The following is an 18,281-nucleotide window of genomic DNA, read 5'->3' as shown; positions in this document are numbered from 1 at the left end:
GACGGGCCGGGCCCCGAGGCGGGCGGGTCGGGTCAGGCGGCTGCCGCGCCGCTCTCCGCCGGTTCCCCGCCGGTGTCCGGGGCCGCTTCCGCGTCCGTGCTCCCGCCGCCGTCCGTCGGCGCGGGCTTCCGGACGGTGCAGTGCAGCGAGTCGTCGATCACGTCGGCGACGATCGTGTCCCCGGGATCGGCCTCGCCGCCGAGGAGCAGGGAGGCGATCCGGTTGTCCAGCTCGGTCTGGATCGTGCGGCGCAGCGGACGCGCGCCGAACTCCGGCTGGTGGCCGTGGGCGACCAGGAGCTTCTTCGCCGCGTCGGTGACCTCCAGGGTCATGCCCTGTGCCCGCACCCGGTGCTTGCTGCGGTCCAGGAGGTGGTCGACGATCTCCGACAGGTCGTCCTCGGTGAGGCTGTGGAAGACGATGATGTCGTCGATGCGGTTGAGGAACTCGGGCAGGAACCGGCCCCGCAGGTCCTCCATCAGCTCGTCCTTCAGCTCGGCGGCGTCGCCCTCGTGCGCGAGGATGCGGTGCGCACCGATGTTGGACGTCATGATGACGACACAGTGCCGGAGGTCGACCGTGCGGCCCTGCCCGTCGGTGAGGCGCCCGTCGTCGAGGATCTGGAGCAGGGTGTTGAAGACGTCGGGGTGCGCCTTCTCCACCTCGTCGAACAGGACGACGCTGTACGGGTTGCGGCGCACCTTCTCGGTGAGCTGTCCGGCCTCCTCGTAACCGACGTATCCGGGGGGTGCCCCGACGAGCCGGGCGACCGTGTGCTTCTCCTGGAACTCGCTCATGTCGAAGCGGATCATCCGGTCCTCGTCGCCGAAGAGGAGGTCGGCGAGGGTCTTGGCGAGTTCGGTCTTGCCGACGCCGGTCGGGCCGAGGAAGAGGAAGGAGCCGACGGGACGGTTCGGGTCGCCCATGCCCGCGCGGCTGCGGCGCACCGCCTCGGAGACGGCGGTGACGGCCTCGTCCTGGCCGACGATCCGGGCGTGCATCTCCTCCTCCAGCCTGAGGAGCTTCTCCTTCTCGCTGGCGGTGAGCTGGGAGACGGGGATGCCGGTCCGCCGGGACACGATGTCGGCGATGTCGGAGGCGGTGACGGAGACGACGCCCTCGCGGCGCTCCTCGACTCCGGCGAGTTCGCCCTCGACGTCGGCGATCTCCCGCTTCAGTCCGGCGGCCTTGTCGAACTGCTCGGCGGCCACGGCCTGGTCCTTCTCGCGCCGCAGCTTGGCGAGCCGGTCCTCGCGGCTGACGACCTCGGTGGAGCGGGCCGCGCCGCGCAGCCGTACGCGTGCGCCCGCCTGGTCCATCAGGTCGATGGCCTTGTCGGGCAGGAAGCGGTCGCTGATGTACCGGTCGGAGAGTTCGGCCGCCGCCGTGAGGGCGCCGTCGGCGAACCGGACCTGGTGGTGGGCCTCGTACGCGTCCCGCAGTCCTTCGAGGATCTGCACGGTCTCCTCGACCGTGGGCTCCGGGATGAGCACGGGCTGGAAGCGGCGCTCCAGGGCCGCGTCCTTCTCGATGTGCTTGCGGTACTCGTCGATGGTGGTGGCGCCGACGACGTGCAGCTCCCCCCGGGCGAGGGCGGGCTTGAGCATGTTGCCCGCGTCCATCGCCCCCTCGCCGGTGGCGCCCGCGCCGACGACGGTGTGGAGTTCGTCGATGAAGACGATGACGTCGCCGCCCGCGTTCTGGACGTCCTCGATGACCTTCTTCAGGCGTTCCTCGAACTGGCCCCGGTACTGCGCGCCCGCCACCATGCCCGACAGGTCCAGGGAGACGACCCGTTTGCCCTTGAGGGTGGCCGGGACCTCGTCGGCGACGATCCGCTGGGCGAGACCCTCCACGATGGCGGTCTTGCCGACGCCGGGCTCGCCGATGAGGACGGGGTTGTTCTTGGAACGGCGGGAGAGGATCTCGATGGTCTGCTCGATCTCCTCGGCCCGGCCGACGACCGGGTCGAGCTTTCCGGCCCTGGCCTCCTCCGTGAGGTCCCTGCCGAACTCGTCGAGGGTCGTCGCGGGCTGCTTGGGCGCGGTCTGGGCCCCGCCTTCGGGACGGGCCGCCCGGTCCGTGAGGCCACGGAGCTTCTCCACGTCCTGGCCGTCCGCGCCCAGCAGCCGGGTGGCGCCGGAGTCGGAGTCGTCGAGGAGGGCGGCGAGGATGTGCTCGGGACCGATGTACGACACGCCCGCCTGCCGCGAACGCCCGTAGGCGGCGGCCAGGGTGCGCTTCGCGGCCGGGGTGAGCCCCGGTTCCGAGGAGGGTTCGCCGGACTCCCTGGGCAGCACCGCGTCGAGCTGCGCCGCGAGCGCCTCGGGGTCGACGCCGACCTGGGAGAGGAGCCGCCGCGAGGGATCGACCTGCGTCGCCGCCCACAGGAGGTGCTCGGTGTCGAGGTCGGAGGTGCCGTCCTCCTCCGCCTTGCGGGTGGCCAGGCCGAGGAGTTCGTGCGAGGACTCGGTCAGCAGCCGTCCGATGGGGACGCGCTGCACGGCCGGGGGCGACGACGCGGGCGACATTCCGAAGAACCGGTTCAGCATGTCATTGAACGGATCGGACGAACCGAGCGGTGAACCGAACGCCATCGACATGTCAGCTCCAGGGACGCGGAGGGGGTCGAACCCACTCAAACCTGGCGGTTCGGGCTCCGCAACCGGAATGGACCGGACTCCACGGTGGTACGGCCCCCCGGAGAGCCTCCGGAAACACCGCCAGTACGGCCCCGGCCCCACGGCCACGAACAGGACGCGGCCGACGACGGCGAGGGGGGCGGGGCGGCAGGACTGGCGGGCCCGGCGGGGACAGCAGGGGGCGGCGGGCCCGGCGGGGATCACCAGCCCGGCGGGCCCGGCGAGGCCGAAGCCCGGAAGCCTCGGACGCCCGCGAGCCCCGCCCGGAGCCCCGCGCACCGGACGCCCACGAGCCCCGCGAGCACCGCCCGGACGGAGATTCGGCCGGAGATTCGGCCTCCGTGGCCGGTCCCGGGCCCGGCCGCACCCCAACGCGGAGGTGCGCCGCCGGACCCCACAGCTCCCCGTCGACGACCGATCGCCGTACGGATGCCCCCGGGGCCGGTTACCGCCAGTCGTCCCAGGGCGGCGGCTCCTCCGTCTCGTCCAGGTCGTAGGGCGGTTCCTCGTCGTACGGAGCGTCCGCCGGAAACGCCTCGGTACGGGCGGCGGTCCCGGCGGAGGGACCCGCCCCGCGCCCCGCGGCGGCGCCACCGCCGGTGACGGCCGCCGTTCCGGTGGAGGACCCGCTCCCGCTCGTTCCCGCCGGGGACCCGTTCCCGGCGGCCGTCTCCGTTCCGGCGGGGGCCCCGCCGCCGCCCGCTCCGCATTCCGCGAGCGCGCCGAGGACGCCCTCCGCGTACTTGGCGAGCTTGGCCTCGCCGACCCCACCGACCGTGCCCAGCTCCGCCACCGTGCCGGGGAGCAGCGTCGCGATCTCCCGGAGGGTCGCGTCGTGGAAGACGACGTACGCCGGTACGCCCTGCTCGCGGGCGGTCGCCGCCCGCCAGGCGCGGAGGGCCTCGAAGACCGGCGCGGCGGCGGCGGGCAGGTCCACCGGCACCCGGGCGCCCTTGCTCGTGCGCGTGCCGGACTCCTTGCGGGCGGCGGCCGGGGCCTTCTCCTTCCGCATGGTGACGGTGCGGTGTCCGCCGAGGACCTCGCCGCTGCCGTCGGTGAGGACGAGGGTGCCGTAGTCGCCCTCCACCGCGAGGAGGCCCTGCGCGAGCAGCTGCCGGACGACGCCCCGCCATTCGGCGGTCCCCAGGTCGGCGCCGATGCCGAACACCGAGAGCCCGTCGTGGTCGAACTGGATGACCTTGGCGGTCCGCTTGCCCTGGAGGATGTCGATGATCTGGCCCGCGCCGAACTTCTGGCGCCGCTCCTTGGCGAGCCGCCACACCGTGGACAGCAGCTTCTGGGCCGCGACCGTGCCGTCCCAGGACTCGGCGGGGGTCAGACAGGCGTCGCAGTTGCCGCAGGGCCCGCTCTCCTGCCCGAAGTAGGCGAGGAGCCGCACACGGCGGCAGTCGACGGTCTCGCAGAGCGCGAGCATCGCGTCGAGGTGCTGGGCGAGGGAGCGCCGGTGCTGTTCGTCGCCCTCGGAGCCGTCGATCATCTTCCGCTGCTGGACGACGTCCTGGAGGCCGTACGCCAGCCAGGCGGTGGCCGGTTCTCCGTCGCGTCCGGCGCGACCGGTCTCCTGGTAGTAGCCCTCGACGGACTTCGGCAGGTCCAGGTGGGCGACGAACCGCACGTCGGGCTTGTCGATGCCCATGCCGAAGGCGATCGTCGCAACCACGACGACGCCGTCCTCCCGCAGGAACCGGGCCTGGTTCGCCGCCCGGGTCCGGGCGTCCATGCCCGCGTGGTACGGCACGGCCGCCACGCCGTTCTCCACGAGGAGCGCGGCGGTCTTCTCCACCGAGGAGCGGGACAGGCAGTAGACGACTCCGGCGTCGCCGTCGTGCTCGGTCCTGATCAGTTCGAGCAGCTGCTTGTGCGGGTTGTTCTTGGGGACGATGCGGTACTGGATGTTGGGCCGGTCGAACCCGGCGACGAAGTGCCGGGCCTCCTCCAGGCCGAGGCGGGCGGCGATCTCCCGGTGGGTGGCCTCGGTGGCCGTCGCCGTCAGCGCGATCCTCGGCACCTTGGGCCAGCGCTCGTGCAGCATGGACAGGGCGAGGTAGTCGGGCCGGAAGTCGTGGCCCCACTGGGCGACGCAGTGGGCCTCGTCGATCGCGAACAGCGACACCTTGCCCCGGTCCAGGAGCCGCTGGGTGCCCTCGGTGCGCAGCCGCTCGGGGGCCAGGTAGAGCAGGTCCAGCTCATCGGCGAGGAAGGCCTGCTCGACGGCCTGCCGCTCGTACGTGTCCTGCGTCGAGTTGAGGAAGCCCGCCCGGACGCCGAGGGCCCGGAGCGCGTCCACCTGGTCCTGCATGAGGGCGATCAGCGGGGAGACGACCACGCCCGTGCCGTCCCTGACCAGCGCGGGGATCTGGTAGCAGAGGGACTTGCCGCCGCCGGTCGGCATCAGGACGAGGGCGTCGCCGCCGTCGACGACCTGCTCGATGATCTCCTGCTGCTCCCCTCGGAAGGAGCTGTAGCCGAAGACGCGCTGGAGCACCCGCGCCGCGTCGGAGATCTCGGAGGATTCGTCGGTGAGGACCATTCGTCCAGCCTATAGGCCGCCGGGGACACTCCGGCGGCCCCGGCGGAACCTGTGGACAACCCGGCCGGAGGACCGTACCGGGCAACTGTGCGGGGCCCGTACGGCGTCTTCCCGTACGGTACGGCCGGACCGCACCGGCCACCGCCACGCCCCTGCCGGGGGAACAGGAACGGGACAGAGCATGAGTGACAAGGCGCGCGTCCTCTTCGACGCGCTCGATCTCGACCATGACGGCGCTCTCACACGGGTCGAGGTGATCAACGCCCTCCGGGAGAAGGGTCCGACCCTCGCGGCGCGGGGGGTGATCCCGTTCTGGGGGGTGGGGAGCGACGACGACGCCTCGGCGCTGTTCGACGAGGCCGACCGGAACGGGGACCGGGTGCTGACCTTCGAGGAGTTCGCCGCCCTCGTGGACCGCCGTTTCGGCTGGTGATCAGGGACGGCCGGGCAAGGCCGGAGGGGCGGTCCCGGACGGCCGGAGGGGCGGCGCCGCGCGGGGGAGCGCGGTGCCGCCCCTCGGGGAGGACGGTCGGCCGGGGGGCCGTACGGGTCAGGAGATCTCGGGGAGGACCCCGGCGACCGGCGCGGCCAGGTCGGTGAGCTGGCGGATCTGGCCCAGGTCGTGCAGCCCGTTGAGGCCGCCCAGCTGACCGGCGATCCCGGGGTACTGCGCGCGGGACTCGGCGGGGAGCCCGGTGGTGGCGAGCGCGTCGAGTTCGGCGACCGGGTTGATCGGGGGGCCGAGCGGGCCGGTCGCGGCCTGGGCGGCGGAGGCGCCGCCGAGGCAGGTGAAGGCGGCGGCCACGGCGAGGAGCGAGGTGATGCGTCGTGTAGAGGTCACACCCTCACAACGGCCCGCCCCGCCGTCGGACACGGCCGCCCCCGGTCCCGGCCGCCGAAAGGACCACCCCCGCGCGACCGACGCTCCCGCAGGGGGGGCCGCCTCAGCGATCCCGTACGGCCCCGCCCGCGTCCCCCGCGGGAACGATCGCGTCCCGTACGGGGGCCGCAGGGTCCCGTACGGGGTGGCGGCTCATGATCGAGACGCGGTTGAAGGCGTTGATGGTGATCGCCACCCAGATGACGGCGGAGATCTCGTCGTCGTCCAGGGCGGCGCGGGCCTCCGCGTAGGCGCGGTCCTGCGCGAGGCCGTCCGCCGGGTGGGTGGTGGCCTCGGCGAGGGCGAGGGCGGCGCGCTCCCTGGGGGTGAACAGTTCGGTCTCCCGCCAGGCGGGGAGCACCCCGAGGCGCCGGGACGTGTCACCGGCGCGGAGCGCGGCCCGGGTGTGCACGTCGAGGCAGGAGGCGCAGCCGTTGATCTGTGAGACGCGGAGGTTGACCAGTTCCACGAGGACGCGGTCCAGGCCCGCCCCCGCGGCTTCGGCCCGGACGGTCTCGGCGGTCCTGACCAGCGCCTGGTAGCTCGCCGGGTGCTGCTTGTCGAGGTAGACCCGTCGGCCGTCGGTGGCCCGTGTCACGTCCGTCACGATGTGCTCCTTCGCCGTCCCCGTGCGCTTCACGGGTTCTGGGGCTATGATCCCCCATGATTGTTGAAAACGAAACTACATCTTTCGCAGAGAACCCAGGAACAGGAAAGGGGCCGGCCATGTCCGACACGGAGGTCGAGATCCTCACCCCCCGGGACGTCCCGCTCGGCGGACCGCGCGCCATGACCGTACGCCGCACCCTGCCCCAGCGGTCCAGGACCCTCATCGGCGCCTGGTGCTTCGCCGACCACTACGGGCCCGACCGGGTCGCCGAGTCCGGCGGCATGGACGTGGCACCCCACCCCCACACCGGCCTCCAGACCGTCAGCTGGCTCTTCACCGGAGAGATCGAGCACCGCGACAGCCTCGGCACCCACGCCCTCGTACGGCCCGGCGAGATCAACCTGATGACCGGCGGGCACGGCATCAGCCACACCGAGGTCTCCACCCCCGGCACCACCGTCCTGCACGGCGTCCAGCTCTGGGTGGCCCTCCCCGAGGAACACCGCCACGCCCCCCGCGACTTCCGGCACCACGCGCCCGCGCCGGTCCGGCTCGACGGCGCCGAACTCCGCGTGTTCCTCGGCACCCTCGCCGGGGACACCTCCCCCGTCCCCACCTTCACCCCGCTGCTCGGCGCCGAACTCCTCCTCGACCCCGGCGCCACCGTCACCCTCGACGTCGACCCCGGTTTCGAGCACGGTCTGCTCGTCGACGAAGGCACGGTACGGCTCGCCGGAACCGTCGTGGACCCCGCCGCGCTCGGTTACGTCGCCCCCGGCCGCGCCACCCTGACCCTGACGAACGAGTCCGGCCACCGGGCGCGGGCCGTCCTCCTCGGCGGTACCCCGTTCGAGGAGCGGATCGTGATGTGGTGGAACTTCATCGGCCGCACCCACCAGGACATCGTCACGGCGCGGGAGGAATGGGAGCGTGCCTCCGACCGTTTCGGCCACGTCGAGGGCTACCCGGGCGACCGGCTCCCGGCCCCCGTCCTCCCGAACGCCACCCTCACCCCGCGCGGCAACCCGCCCCGCACCTGAGCCCCCGTTCCCCCCTCCCGTCCCACCCGGAAAGGCACCCCATGAGCGAGCAGACCGGCACCCCCGTCGTCCGTGACGTCGAGGCCCGCCACCGTTACGAGATCCTCGTCGACGACCGGCGCGCGGGCCTCACCGCCTACCGGGACCGCGACCGGCAGCGGGTCTTCTTCCACACCGAGATCGACGACGCCCACGCCGGGCAGGGCCTCGCCTCGATCCTGGTCGAGCGGGCGCTCACCGACGTCCGCGCCTCCGGCAGGCGGATCGTCCCGGTCTGCCCGTACGTGGCCAAGTTCCTGAAGAAGCACGAGGAGTTCGCGGACATCACCGACCCGGTGACCCCCGAGGTCCTCACCTGGCTGGAGGCACAGCTCGCCCGCTGAGCCGGGACCCCCGGGGGCCCTGGATAATGGGCCCCCGGGATTCCTCCGCGCGCGAGCGGCCGTGACCCGGCCGACCGGGAGGAACGAAGACCGATGCCATCGACGGCGCTGACGGCGGGCCTGCGCGTACGACTGACGACGGACCTCCGACTGGGCGGGGTCACCCGGGACGACGGGTCCCCGGCCGGATTCCTGGCCGTGACGGCGGGCACCGAGGGCACGGTCGAGCGGGTGCGCACGTACGAGAAGCGGTGGAGCGCGGACGCCCGCGAGTACGAACGGCTCAAGACGCTCCTCGACGACTACGGCTCCCAGATGCCCCCCGAGAGCCTGGCCCGGCTGGAAGAACAGGTCACCTCCCTGGAAGCCGCGTGGACGGCCTTCCAGCGGGAACGGAACCGGGTGACCGCCCGCATCCGCCTCGACAACGGCCTCGTACTCGACGAGACCCCGGAGGACGCCGTCGTACGGGCGTAGCCGACGGAGACCGCCGACGGGCCCGCCTCGGCGCCTCCGGCCGGGGAAACGGGTCGGGACGTCCTTCGCCGCCTGACCGTCCACGCGGACCGGACCGGGGTCGGACCAGGTCGGGTTCGGGTTCGGACCATGAGCGATGGGCTCACGGGCTCACCCGTCCCACTCGCCTCCTGAGCCCCCTGAGCCCCCTGCCTCCCCCGGCGGAACACCCCCTGCCCTCCGGGGGTGGCCGCCTCGGCGGGTACCCTTCAGCGGGCCGGTCCGGGGCGGACGGCCCCCTCCGCAGCGCTCCCTCCGCAGCCCTCCCTCCGCCCGCTCCCGACGACCTCACGAAGGCCGACCCGATGCGACCGCTCCGCGCGAACCGCCCCGCCTCACCGGCCGTGGGCGCGCTGCGCGGAGTGCGGGCCGGGACGCTCGCGGTGCTCTGCGTCCTCCTCCCCCTCGTCGGCCACGCGCTGTCCCGGGGCCACACGCCCCCCTGGCTCGTGACCCTCGTCGCGGCGGCCGTCGCCGTCCCCGGGGCCGCCTTCGTCACCCGCCGCAGACTCACCGACACCCAGGTGACCGGCGCCCTCACCGCTTCCCAGCTCGCCTATCACGGGGCGTACTCCCTGCCGGGCGCCTGCGCCGCGATCGTCGATCCCGGCGGCTCCGCGACCGGCTCCCCCTGGCTCGTCGAACACGGCGCCACCGGCGGTCCCCCGTCCGGCGTCCTCCTCGCCGGACACCTGGTCACCGTGCTGATCGCCGCCCGGCTGCTCGGCCTCACCGAACGCCTCCTGTGGCAGGCCCGGCCGCTCCTGGACGTCGTCCACCACACCCTGGTCCTCCTGTGGCGGCCACTCGCCGTCACCCCCCTCACCGGCCCGCGCCTCGCCCTGCGCCGCAGCGCCTCGGTGCTGCGCTCCGCCCTGCTCGTGCGCCCGCACCGGGGCCGCGCCCCGCCGCGCCCGTACACCCCCCTCCTCTCCCGACCGGCGCCGACCGGGACCCCCTGCGTGCTCTGACGAGGCGACGGGGGCCCCACCGCCGGTCCCCCACCGCCCGGTGACCCCCGTCACCGGCACCCGGCAGAGAGCCTCCCCACCCATGGACGCCTTCCCCCGGCGCGCCGCCCGTACGGCCGCGCGCGCCCTCACCGTGCCGCCCCCCGGGCCTTCCGGCACCCCTTCCCCCCTCCCGTACCGCGTCCCCCACCGAGGAATCATGAGCAAGCTGAAGAAGAACCTGATCGTCGCCGCCGTGCTCGCGGCGGCCTTCGCCGCCGCGTTCGGCTCGTTCCTGCTGCTGACCCCCCAGGGCCGGAGCGGCGGCGGGCTGGACGCGACGCCCGCCGCCGAGGTCCTGCCCGTGCGCGGGGACAGCCACCGGCTGACCGCCCCGCAGCGCGGCGAACTGACCGTCGTGGAGTTCCTGGACTTCGAGTGCGAGGCGTGCGGCGCGTCGTACCCGGTCGTGGAGAGGCTCCGCGCGGAGTACGGGGACCGGGTGACGTTCGTCGTCCGCTACTTCCCCATGCCCGGCCACCACAACGCCGAGTCGGCCGCCCTGGCCGCGGAAGCCGCCGCCCGGCAGGGGAAGTTCGCCGAGATGTACGCCCGGCTCTTCACCACCCAGCGGGAGTGGGGCGAGGCGAAGGAGTCGAAGGCGGACGTGTTCCGTTCGTACGCGCGGGAGATCGGCCTGGACCTGCGGGCGTACGACACCGCGCTCGCCGACCCGCGCACCGCCGAGCGGGTGCGGGCCGACCAGCGGGACGGGCTGGGCCTCGGGGTCCAGGGCACCCCGACGTTCCTGGTGGACGGGATCAAGATCGCGACCCCGCCCACGTACGAGGCGTTCAAGGCGCTGATCGACGCCCGTCTCGCCCGCTGATCCCGCCGCCGCGCCCGGCGGCGGCCCGTCCCCGTACCGTCCTCCCTCACACCACGAGGTACCCCATGCCCCCCGCTCCCGTGCCCGCCCCCACCCCCGCCACCACCTACGACGAACGGCTGACCGCGCCCCGCTCCTGGTGGTTCATCGCCTTCCTCTTCGGGTTCTCCATGGCCCTGGTCTTCTTCCCGTTCGGACTGCTCGCCGCGCTGCTCGCGCTGGCCGTCGGCACCGGCATCGCCGCGTCGATGGTCAGCGCCCAGGGCTCGGCGCGCATCCGGGTCGTCGGCGGGTTCCTCGTCGCGGGGGACGCCCGGATCCCGGTGGCCGCGCTCGGCGAGCCGGAGGCCCTCGAAGGGGAGGAGGCCCGCGCCTGGCGGACCCACCGGGCCGACCTCCGGGCGTTCACGCTGATGCGCGGGTACGTCACGACGGCGCTGCGCGTCGAGGTCGTGGACCCGGCGGACCCGACGCCGTACGTCTATCTGTCCACCCGCTCGCCGGAGGCGCTCGCGGAGGCGATCCGGGGCGCGGCGCTCCCCTCCGGTCCCGGTGGCGCTACGGGTCCCGCCGGGCCATGACCCGCTGTTCCGCCTCCTCCACCGCGAAGCGGGCGGCGGGGTCGCCGTCCGCGCGGCGGACGGCGGCGCGCACCAGGGCCAGGTAGAAGAGGGCCGGGGCGCACGGCGTCCAGTTCTCGGCGGGCCGGTCGGCGATGAAGCCGAGGACCGACTCGGGGTCGGCGGGCACGAAGGCGAACCGGTCGTGTTCCCACTTGTCGCCGACCCCCCGCGACCAGCGCAGCCGCAGCGTCTCCTCGTCGAGACCGGGCAGGACGGCCCGGAAGAAGGCGGCCCACTGGTGGTTGCGCAGGTCGAGGCCGAACCCGATGAGCTCCAGGTCGAGTTCGTCCGTGGCGTGCACGGCCAGCTCCTCGAACAGGGCCCGGCGGGCCACCGCGTACAGGCTGACCGGGGAGCCGTCGGCGGGCAGGTCGTGGTCCCTGGCCAGGCCCTCGTTCGCGGAGGAGTTCCAGTGGTCGTTGTGGGGACCGGCCACCCGGGGGCTGCGGTGCGAGAACAGCGTCTTGCCGTCCCGGCCGGTCTCCAGGGCCACGTTCACGCCGAAGCTGCAGTTCATGTACGCGGGGGCGTCGACGGGGTCCTGGCTCTCCAGGTACTGCTCGCGCAGGGTCAGTCCGTTCTCCTGCGCGCGGTCCAGGTTGATCGAGGTCGTGAGGAAGTCGTAGTAGTCGGCGTCCTGGAGCGCGAGGGTGACGACCGGGTCCTCCGCGAGGTGGGTGCGCGTGACCACGATCCGCTCGACGGCGAACCGCTTGTTGTTCCAGCGGTACGGCTGCCCCAGCGCCTCCTTGCGTTCCTCGGCCTCCTGGATGGCGTGCCGCCAGCCACCGGTCTCGTCCGGGAACTCCACGCGCTCCGGGCGGTACTTGACGCGGATGTCGTCTTCCAGGATGGGCCGTATCCCGTCACCTTCGAAGAGGTGGCATGGCGTTTCCCTGCCGAGCAGGGTGAACCTGTCCCGCTGAACCATCGACGACCCCTTTAATGAGTGGTGTTCGCGTTGACGTGGGGCACACGTCACGGTGGCCCGGACATGATACGGACGTGATGTGGTCGAGCACTTGACGATGATCCGGTCGGAGCGGCGGGCCTCGGCGCTCGTCGGCACGGTGGCCGTGTCCCGCTACGCGCATCCGGTGGGGGCGCGCCGCGTCCTGCCGGATCTGCGCAACGTCTCCGAGGTCCGCGACCGGTTCACCGGGATCGCCCGGGACCGGCTCGGCTTCGGCGACAGCGTCGCCGTCGACGCGGAGGGCGCCACCCGCGCGCGCCTGTGGGCGGGCATCGAGGACTTCCTCGCGCACGGCGCCGAACGGAAGATCCTGTACTGGACGGGGCACGGCTACGACCTGGGCCCGCTGGGCTACTTCCTCGCCTGCGAGGACTCCTGTACCGACGGCCGGTTCGATCCCGGGCGGGCGATCGCCCTGACGGACCTGGTCGACCGGCTGCTCAGCCCCGGTTCCGCCGCCGACACCCTGCTGGTGGTGGACGCCTGCTTCTCGCACGGGCACCTGCCCGCCGCGCTCGACCGCGCCCTCTCCGTCGAGCGGGACAGCGTCGGCCACGCCCGGCGGCACCGCAAGGCCGGGTTCGTGGTCGTCGCCACCTCCGGCACGGACTCGTCGGTGCCGGAGGGCCGTTGGGTCGACTGGCTCGAAGAGGTGCTCCGCACGCCGGAGTTCATCGCGGCGGACCATGCGCGCCCCTTCGATCCGGCGGCGCTGCACCTGCCGGTGCCGTACCTCCTGGAGGCCGTCGACGGGGCCGCCGCGGCCTCCGGCATCGACGAGCCCGCCCAGCGTCCCGGATACACCGAGGTCCGGGCGCTGCCCAACAGCTTCCTCGACAACCCGTACTTCGTCGAACCCCGGCGCAAGGTGCACACCACGGCGGTGCTGCGGGACCGGACCCCCTGGTTCGGTGCCGAGCAGTTCGGTCTGGAGGACGACGGGCATCTGCGCCGTCACTTCGCCGGGCGGCACGGCGCCCTGAGCCGGGTGGTCCGCTGGATGGACACCCATCCCCGGGGGCTGCTCGCGGTCACCGGTCCCGCGGGCAGCGGCAAGACCGCCCTCCTCGGGCGCCTCGCCCTCACCTCGCTGCCCTCGTGGCGGGACGGTCTCGGGCCCGACCTGCCGCCCGCCACCCTCCCCCGCACCGGTACGGTCCATGCCGCGCTGTCCTGCCGGGGCCGGTCCCTGCACTCGCTGACGGGCGCCCTGTGGCAGGTGCTCGCCGGGCTCGACGGGATGCCGCCGCCGCCCGAGGGGCCGGTGACACCGGAGCGCTGCCGCCGCGCGGTCGACGAGCTGGTCGCCGCGTCCGGCTCGCTGAACCTGCTCTTCGACGCCCTCGACGAGGCACTGCCCGAACAGGCCCACGAGATCGCCCGGCATCTGCTCAACCCGCTCGCCGCGCTGTGGGGCGTCCGGGTCGTCGTCGCCACCCGGCCGCAGCCGCGCCGTCGCACCACCGCCCGGGAGGCGGAGGAGACCCTCACGGACACGCTCGACCAGAGCGTGGCCCCGCTGGTGCTCGGCGACGACGAGGAGGCGGGCGAGAGCATCGCCGGGATGGTCGCCTCGGTGCTGGCGGAGGCGCCCCCGTATCCGCACGCGGAGGACCGGGAGTGGATCGCCCGGACGGTCGCCGCCCGCAGCCGGGGCTCGTTCCTGGTGGCCCGGCTCACCGCCCGGTACCTCGCCCGGCGGCCCTGGGCGGTGACCGAGGCCGAGCTGACCCGCTGGATGGACGAGGGCCGCATGGACCTCGGCGAGCGGTTCGCCGAGGAGATCGGGCACCTCGCCGCGCAGGAGGGCGCCGAGCGCGCCGAGGAGGTGCTGCGTCCGCTCGCCGTCGTACAGGAGCCGGGGCTCGCCCGGCGCGGCCCGTGGCTGGTCCTCGCCAACGCCCTGCGGGACGAGGGGAGTTCCGAGCTGACGGCGGGCGATCTGCACCGGGTGGGGCTCGGCGCGGCGGGCGGGATCGTCGTACGGCAGCTCGTCCCCGACAGCCGGGACAGCTCCTTCCATCTGGCGCACCCCAGCTACGGTCCGCAGCTGCTGCGGCGGGCCGGGCTCGACACCGCCGAGGCGCACCTCAGGGCCGTCACCGCGCTGCGCGGACGGGCCTCGGCCGACTGGCGGGGTGCCGACGCGTACACGCTCGGGCACCTCGGCGCCCATGCGGCCGAGGCCGGTCCCGGGCATCTGCGGGCCCTCTTCGAGGACCTGGAGTTCCTGGTGCGGACCGACCCCGCCGTCATGCTGCCGCTCGCCTCCGCGCTCGCCCGCGACTGCGACGGGGCGGCGCTGTACGGGCGGGTCGGCGACGCCTTCCGCGACCTGGACGTCCCCGAGCGGCGGGCGCTGCTGCGGGCCACCGCGTTCGTGAGCCACCGGGAGACGGCGTACGCGCTCCTCGAACGGAGCGAGGGCTTCCTGCCCTGGCAGGAGTACTGGACCGATCAGCCTCCGGACCCGCTGGAGTGGCGGCTGCCCGCGCCGCTCGGCGGGGCGCGCACCCTGAGCTGGACGGCGGGCACGGGCGCGACCGAACGGCGGGCCGGGGACACGCTCGCCGCGGGCGGACGCGGCGAAGTCCTGGTCCTGGACGCGGAGTCGGGGCTCCGGCTGCTCACCCGGCGCACCCATGGCGCCGAGCGGGCCCGGGGCGAGGCGCTGGCCGAGGTGCGGGAGGTGGGGACGGGTCCGCACCGCACGACGGTGGCCCGCGACGACCGGGCGGTGTACTTCTGGCGGTCGGGCGCGCGAAGACCCGACTACGCGTACCGCTGGGGCGGGGCGGTGCGGACGCTCGCCGCCGTGGAGCGGGGCGCGGAGACCATCGTGTGGGCCGCCGACGGGCGGCACCTGTGGATGTGGCGGTGGCAGCGGGGGGCGCTGCACCAGCGGGACGAGAGCCTGGTCGACATCCGCACGGCGGACACCGAGCGGCTCGCCGCCCTCGTGCTCGGCCGCCGGGTGTTCCTCCTGGCGGCGGGCCGCCGGGCGGTGCTGCACGAGGTGGACCTCGGGGTCAGGGGCGGCCGGGGGCTGCTCGGGGCCGGTCTCGACCTCGGCGCGCTCGGCTATCCCGCGGTGGCCGCCGCCGCGCTCGACGTGCCGTCACCGGACGGGCGGCCACAGGGCTGGCTCGCGGCGGCGGACGGCGGGCGGGTGTCGGTGTGGCTGTGCGAGACGGACGACCGGGCGGGGGGTCCCGTGGAGGCGTCCCCGGTGCACTCGTTCGCCTCGCCCGCCCGGGGGCTGGCGTTCGGCCGCTGCGGCGAGGTGACGCTGCTCGCGGTGCAGGAGGGGCTCACCGTCCGCGTCCTCGATCCGGCGGACCCGGGCCGCGAGGCACGGTTCGCGCTGACCGCGCCCGGGGTGGGGGCGCTGGCGTTCGAACCGAACGGGCGGGGGGTGCTCGCCGTGGCCGACGGCTCCCACATCCGGGTCCTCGAAGTCGCGTCGGCGCTGGGCACGGGCCGCGGTCTGCCGCGCCGCAGCCATGACCAGCGCCCGCTGGTGGCGCTGGCGGAGGCGGGCGGGGAGGCGCCGCTGCTCTGCCGGGTGCGGGGTGACCGGGTGCTGGTGTCGCGGCCCGGCCGGGGCGCCCCGGCTTCCGACCCGGTGGTCGTCCTCGGCCATGTCGACCAGGTCACCGCCGTACGGGCGGAGCGCTGCGCCGGGTCGTGGGTGGTGGTCGCGGCGGCCCGGCGGACGGTGCGGCTGTGGCTGCTGTCCGAGGAGTTGTCCGTACGGGCGGAGCACGATCTGGAACTGGGCGGGGACGCCGGGAACCGGGTGCCCGCGCTGGGGCTCCTCGTGGACGAGGCGGCCGGTGTCGTGCGGCTGTACGCGCCGGACCGGCAGCGGGTGGAGTGCGCGGAACTGTCCCTGGGCGGGGCGCGGGGCTGGCGGCGCGGCGAGTCCGTTCCGGCGGGGGTGCGCGCCTGCGGGGTGGACGCGCGGGCGATGACCGACGGGACGAGCTGGCTGGCCGCCGATCTGGGTGACGCGCTGCTGCTCTGGGAGCACCGCGAAGGGGGTCTGGCGCGGGCGGAGCGGATCGCGCTCCCGGGGCGCGGGGACAGCGGCCCGCAGGTGGGCAGGATCGCGCTCGGCGAGTGGCACGACGCGGAGGAGGGGGAGTCCGTCCCGCTGCTCGCGTGGGTGGACGCCGGGACGGTCAGGGTGGCCGAGTGCGCCCCGGGCAGCGGGAAGCGCCGGACGCTGCCGGGGGACGGGCTCGCGGTGACCTCGCTGGTCTTCGCCGGTGCTCCGGAGCGGCCCCTGCTCCTCGTGTGCGACGAGCGTCGCGCGCCCGCGGTGTGGGACGTGCGGGCCGGTACCTGGCTGGGTGGTGCGGGGGTGCCCCGGCGCGGCTATCCGCCGCGGGCGTCGGCCGCCGCGCGGGACCGGGGCGGTCTGGTGGTGGCGCTCCAGGGCGACCACCGGTGTGATCTGATCCGGCTTCCGGCGTCCTTCCTCGCGCCCCCGGGACCGGGGGTTCCGGTGCCCGGGGGGCCGTGAGACGGCCGGTCGCCGGACCGGGAGCGCGGCCAGGGGGCCGTGCTCCGACCGCGTGTGGGAGGAGAGGGAGACGCAGTGAGGCACGACCTTGTGGTGTTCGTCCCGGGGATTCTGGGCAGCCGTCTGACCCGTGAGGGGCGGGACGTGTGGAACCAGTCCCTGCGGGCGTTGTTCCGGCTGCGCGGCCGGTCCCGGGTGATGGCGGAGGTCGCGCTGCCGCCGGGCATCGGCGACGGGCGTCCGGAGGGGCCGTACGCGCTCGTCGCGGACGGGCTGCTGAAGTCGCCGGACGCGCTGCCCGGACTGCTGTCGTCCCTGGGGTACCCGGACGTCCGGGCGGCTCTGGGCGAGCTGGCCGAGGGGCAGTACGTGCCCTTCGCGTACGACTGGCGGCTGTCGAACCGGCTGACGGCGCGGGATCTGAAGGAGTGCGTCGAGCGGGCGCTGGCCCGGTGGCGCGAGCGGGTGGACGCCTTCCACCCGGACCGTCCGGACGAGCCCCGGGTGGTCCTCGTCTGTCATTCGATGGGCGGTCTGGTCGGGCGCTACTACCTGGAGTGCCTGGGCGGGCGGGAGACGGCACGGACGCTGGTAACGCTGGGCACGCCGCACCGGGGCGCGGCGAAGGCGGTGCGGTTCCTCTCGGGGCAGGGCGTGGGTCCGGTGGTGGGCGACGGGCGGCTGCGCGGCGCGGCGCTGGGAGGGGCGGGCGGGGTGGTGAACGGGACGCTGCGCGAACTGGCCCTGACCCTGCCGTCGGTGGCGCAGTTGCTGCCGGTGTACGACGCGGTCCTGGTGCCGGGCAGGACCCGGCGCCGCTCCCTCATGGACCGTCGTCATGCCGTGCCGGACCTGCCGACGGCCCTGGTGGAGGACGCGTTCGCGTTCGACCGGGAGTTCCAGGACGCGCGGGACGCCAACCGGCGCGGCGATCCGGGCGGCCGGCTGCCCTACCGGGTGCACTGCCTGGGCGGGGCGGCCCATCCGACGGTGCACGGGGTGGTGGTCGCGCCGGAGGGGACCCGGTTCACGACGGACCTGGGCGGGGGCCGCGCGTGGTCCGGGGACGGCACGGTCCCGAGGGAGTCCGCGTTCGCGGGCTGGGCCCTGGACTACGAGGAGGACGCGGTGTGGAACGGGTACCGGCACGCCGACATGGCGGGCGGGGACTCGGTGGGCCATCAGCTGTCGGTCGTACGGGAGGGCCGGGCGGCCCGCGATCTGCTGGCCAGGGACGAGGAGTTCGGCCTGGACGTGCCGGAGTGCGCCCTGGCGGGCGAGCCCTTCGACGTACTGGCCACGGGCGAGGGGCTGGCCCGGCGGAACCTGCGGGCGGTGCTGACCCGGGACGGGGTTCCGGCGTCCCCGCCGGTCCCGTTCGCCGGGGAGACCGGTAGGACCGGGAAGGCGGGAGGGACCGTGGGGTACGGGGAGGGCGGGGCGTCCGGGGAGACCCGTCGGGTGTCTCTGACGGCGGGTCCGGGGACCTGGGTCCTGGAGGTGACGGCGGAGGGCCCCCGCAGGGTGTGCCGGGAGGTGGTGACGGTGCTGGGCGAGTGAGGGGGCGCTGACGGCGCGGCACCGGCACGGCCGGGAGGCCTGGCACCAGTGCGGGAGGGCTGGTCTTCCCCGCCGGGTGGTGCCTCACGCACCGCCCGGCGGATTCCACTCCTTCGTGTGCGCGGACCCGTTTCGC

14 protein-coding genes are annotated in these 18,281 nt (G+C 74.5%); 9 read left to right on the top strand and 5 right to left on the bottom strand.

Annotated features, from left to right (window positions below; genetic code table 11):
- Positions 1-32 precede the first annotated feature (32 nt).
- Together ACFXGN_RS02095 and recQ are read right to left on the bottom strand one after the other, a co-directional pair.
- Positions 33-2,603 (bottom strand): ATP-dependent Clp protease ATP-binding subunit, encoded by a 2,571-nt coding sequence (locus ACFXGN_RS02095; protein ID WP_384852133.1) that lies wholly within the window; start codon positions 2,601-2,603, stop codon positions 33-35.
- A 484-nt stretch (positions 2,604-3,087) separates the two neighbouring features.
- Positions 3,088-5,193 (bottom strand): DNA helicase RecQ, encoded by a 2,106-nt coding sequence (gene recQ / locus ACFXGN_RS02090; protein ID WP_384852131.1) that lies wholly within the window; start codon positions 5,191-5,193, stop codon positions 3,088-3,090.
- 181 nt (positions 5,194-5,374) lie between these two features.
- On the opposite strand from recQ, the gene ACFXGN_RS02085 reads away from it, so the two are divergent.
- Positions 5,375-5,626 carry an EF-hand domain-containing protein gene (locus tag ACFXGN_RS02085; protein ID WP_384852128.1) on the top strand — a complete coding sequence of 84 codons (252 nt, stop codon included), beginning with the start codon at positions 5,375-5,377 and terminating at the stop codon, positions 5,624-5,626.
- Positions 5,627-5,743: 117 nt separating this feature from the next.
- Here ACFXGN_RS02085 and ACFXGN_RS02080 read toward each other — a convergent pair whose 3' ends face one another.
- Both ACFXGN_RS02080 and ACFXGN_RS02075 read right to left on the bottom strand, forming a co-directional pair.
- A complete protein-coding gene (locus ACFXGN_RS02080; RefSeq protein ID WP_384852126.1) occupies positions 5,744-6,034 on the bottom strand; it encodes a hypothetical protein in 291 nt (96 codons plus the stop codon).
- A gap of 103 nt (positions 6,035-6,137) precedes the next feature.
- Positions 6,138-6,680 carry a carboxymuconolactone decarboxylase family protein gene (locus tag ACFXGN_RS02075; RefSeq protein ID WP_384852123.1) on the bottom strand — a complete coding sequence of 181 codons (543 nt, stop codon included), beginning with the start codon at positions 6,678-6,680 and terminating at the stop codon, positions 6,138-6,140.
- A 119-nt stretch (positions 6,681-6,799) separates the two neighbouring features.
- Between ACFXGN_RS02075 and ACFXGN_RS02070 the strand changes: the two genes are divergently transcribed.
- The 6 genes from ACFXGN_RS02070 to ACFXGN_RS02045 all read left to right on the top strand — a co-directional run bounded on the left by ACFXGN_RS02070 (position 6,800) and on the right by ACFXGN_RS02045 (position 11,042).
- Entirely contained in the window at positions 6,800-7,723 is a 924-nt protein-coding gene (locus ACFXGN_RS02070; protein WP_384852121.1) for a pirin family protein, read from the top strand.
- Positions 7,724-7,764: 41 nt separating this feature from the next.
- Positions 7,765-8,106 carry a GNAT family N-acetyltransferase gene (locus ACFXGN_RS02065; protein ID WP_384852118.1) on the top strand — a complete coding sequence of 114 codons (342 nt, stop codon included), beginning with the start codon at positions 7,765-7,767 and terminating at the stop codon, positions 8,104-8,106.
- Positions 8,107-8,199: 93 nt separating this feature from the next.
- A complete protein-coding gene (locus tag ACFXGN_RS02060) occupies positions 8,200-8,583 on the top strand; it encodes a hypothetical protein (protein ID WP_384852115.1) in 384 nt (127 codons plus the stop codon).
- 344 nt (positions 8,584-8,927) lie between these two features.
- A complete protein-coding gene (locus tag ACFXGN_RS02055) occupies positions 8,928-9,593 on the top strand; it encodes a hypothetical protein (RefSeq protein ID WP_384852113.1) in 666 nt (221 codons plus the stop codon).
- 199 nt (positions 9,594-9,792) lie between these two features.
- A complete protein-coding gene (locus ACFXGN_RS02050) occupies positions 9,793-10,461 on the top strand; it encodes a DsbA family protein (RefSeq protein WP_384852110.1) in 669 nt (222 codons plus the stop codon).
- Between the two features lie 65 nt (positions 10,462-10,526).
- Positions 10,527-11,042: a DUF3093 domain-containing protein gene (locus ACFXGN_RS02045; protein WP_384852108.1), complete on the top strand. Its 516-nt coding sequence runs from the start codon at positions 10,527-10,529 to the stop codon at positions 11,040-11,042.
- On the opposite strand, the gene ACFXGN_RS02040 is transcribed toward ACFXGN_RS02045, so the two are convergent.
- Positions 11,020-12,015, bottom strand: coding sequence for a translation initiation factor 2 (locus ACFXGN_RS02040; protein ID WP_384852105.1), 996 nt, complete (start codon positions 12,013-12,015; stop codon positions 11,020-11,022). The genes ACFXGN_RS02045 and ACFXGN_RS02040 overlap by 23 nt on opposite strands.
- Before the next feature lie 79 nt (positions 12,016-12,094).
- Here ACFXGN_RS02040 and ACFXGN_RS02035 point away from each other — a divergent pair, with 79 nt between their 5' ends.
- Entirely contained in the window at positions 12,095-16,585 is a 4,491-nt protein-coding gene (locus ACFXGN_RS02035) for a peptidase C14 caspase catalytic subunit p20 (RefSeq protein ID WP_384852103.1), read from the top strand.
- Positions 16,586-16,660: 75 nt separating this feature from the next.
- Positions 16,661-18,145, top strand: coding sequence for a lipase family alpha/beta hydrolase (locus ACFXGN_RS02030; protein ID WP_384852100.1), 1,485 nt, complete (start codon positions 16,661-16,663; stop codon positions 18,143-18,145).
- The last annotated feature ends 136 nt before the right edge of the window (positions 18,146-18,281 follow it).

This window comes from Streptomyces sp. NPDC059247 (genome assembly GCF_042754005.1).
Taxonomy (GTDB): domain Bacteria; phylum Actinomycetota; class Actinomycetes; order Streptomycetales; family Streptomycetaceae; genus Streptomyces.
This window is presented reverse-complemented; position numbering and strand designations above follow the sequence as displayed.

What these genes read in the sequence shown, in the direction of transcription:
- ACFXGN_RS02095 (WP_384852133.1), bottom strand. Translation starts at nt 2,603, where the DNA reads ATGTCGATGGCGTTCGGTTCACCGCTCGGTTCGTCCGATCCGTTCAAT.
- recQ (WP_384852131.1), bottom strand. Translation starts at nt 5,193, where the DNA reads ATGGTCCTCACCGACGAATCCTCCGAGATCTCCGACGCGGCGCGGGTG.
- ACFXGN_RS02085 (WP_384852128.1), top strand. Translation starts at nt 5,375, where the DNA reads ATGAGTGACAAGGCGCGCGTCCTCTTCGACGCGCTCGATCTCGACCAT.
- ACFXGN_RS02070 (WP_384852121.1), top strand. Translation starts at nt 6,800, where the DNA reads ATGTCCGACACGGAGGTCGAGATCCTCACCCCCCGGGACGTCCCGCTC.
- ACFXGN_RS02065 (WP_384852118.1), top strand. Translation starts at nt 7,765, where the DNA reads ATGAGCGAGCAGACCGGCACCCCCGTCGTCCGTGACGTCGAGGCCCGC.
- ACFXGN_RS02060 (WP_384852115.1), top strand. Translation starts at nt 8,200, where the DNA reads ATGCCATCGACGGCGCTGACGGCGGGCCTGCGCGTACGACTGACGACG.
- ACFXGN_RS02055 (WP_384852113.1), top strand. Translation starts at nt 8,928, where the DNA reads ATGCGACCGCTCCGCGCGAACCGCCCCGCCTCACCGGCCGTGGGCGCG.
- ACFXGN_RS02050 (WP_384852110.1), top strand. Translation starts at nt 9,793, where the DNA reads ATGAGCAAGCTGAAGAAGAACCTGATCGTCGCCGCCGTGCTCGCGGCG.
- ACFXGN_RS02045 (WP_384852108.1), top strand. Translation starts at nt 10,527, where the DNA reads ATGCCCCCCGCTCCCGTGCCCGCCCCCACCCCCGCCACCACCTACGAC.
- ACFXGN_RS02040 (WP_384852105.1), bottom strand. Translation starts at nt 12,015, where the DNA reads ATGGTTCAGCGGGACAGGTTCACCCTGCTCGGCAGGGAAACGCCATGC.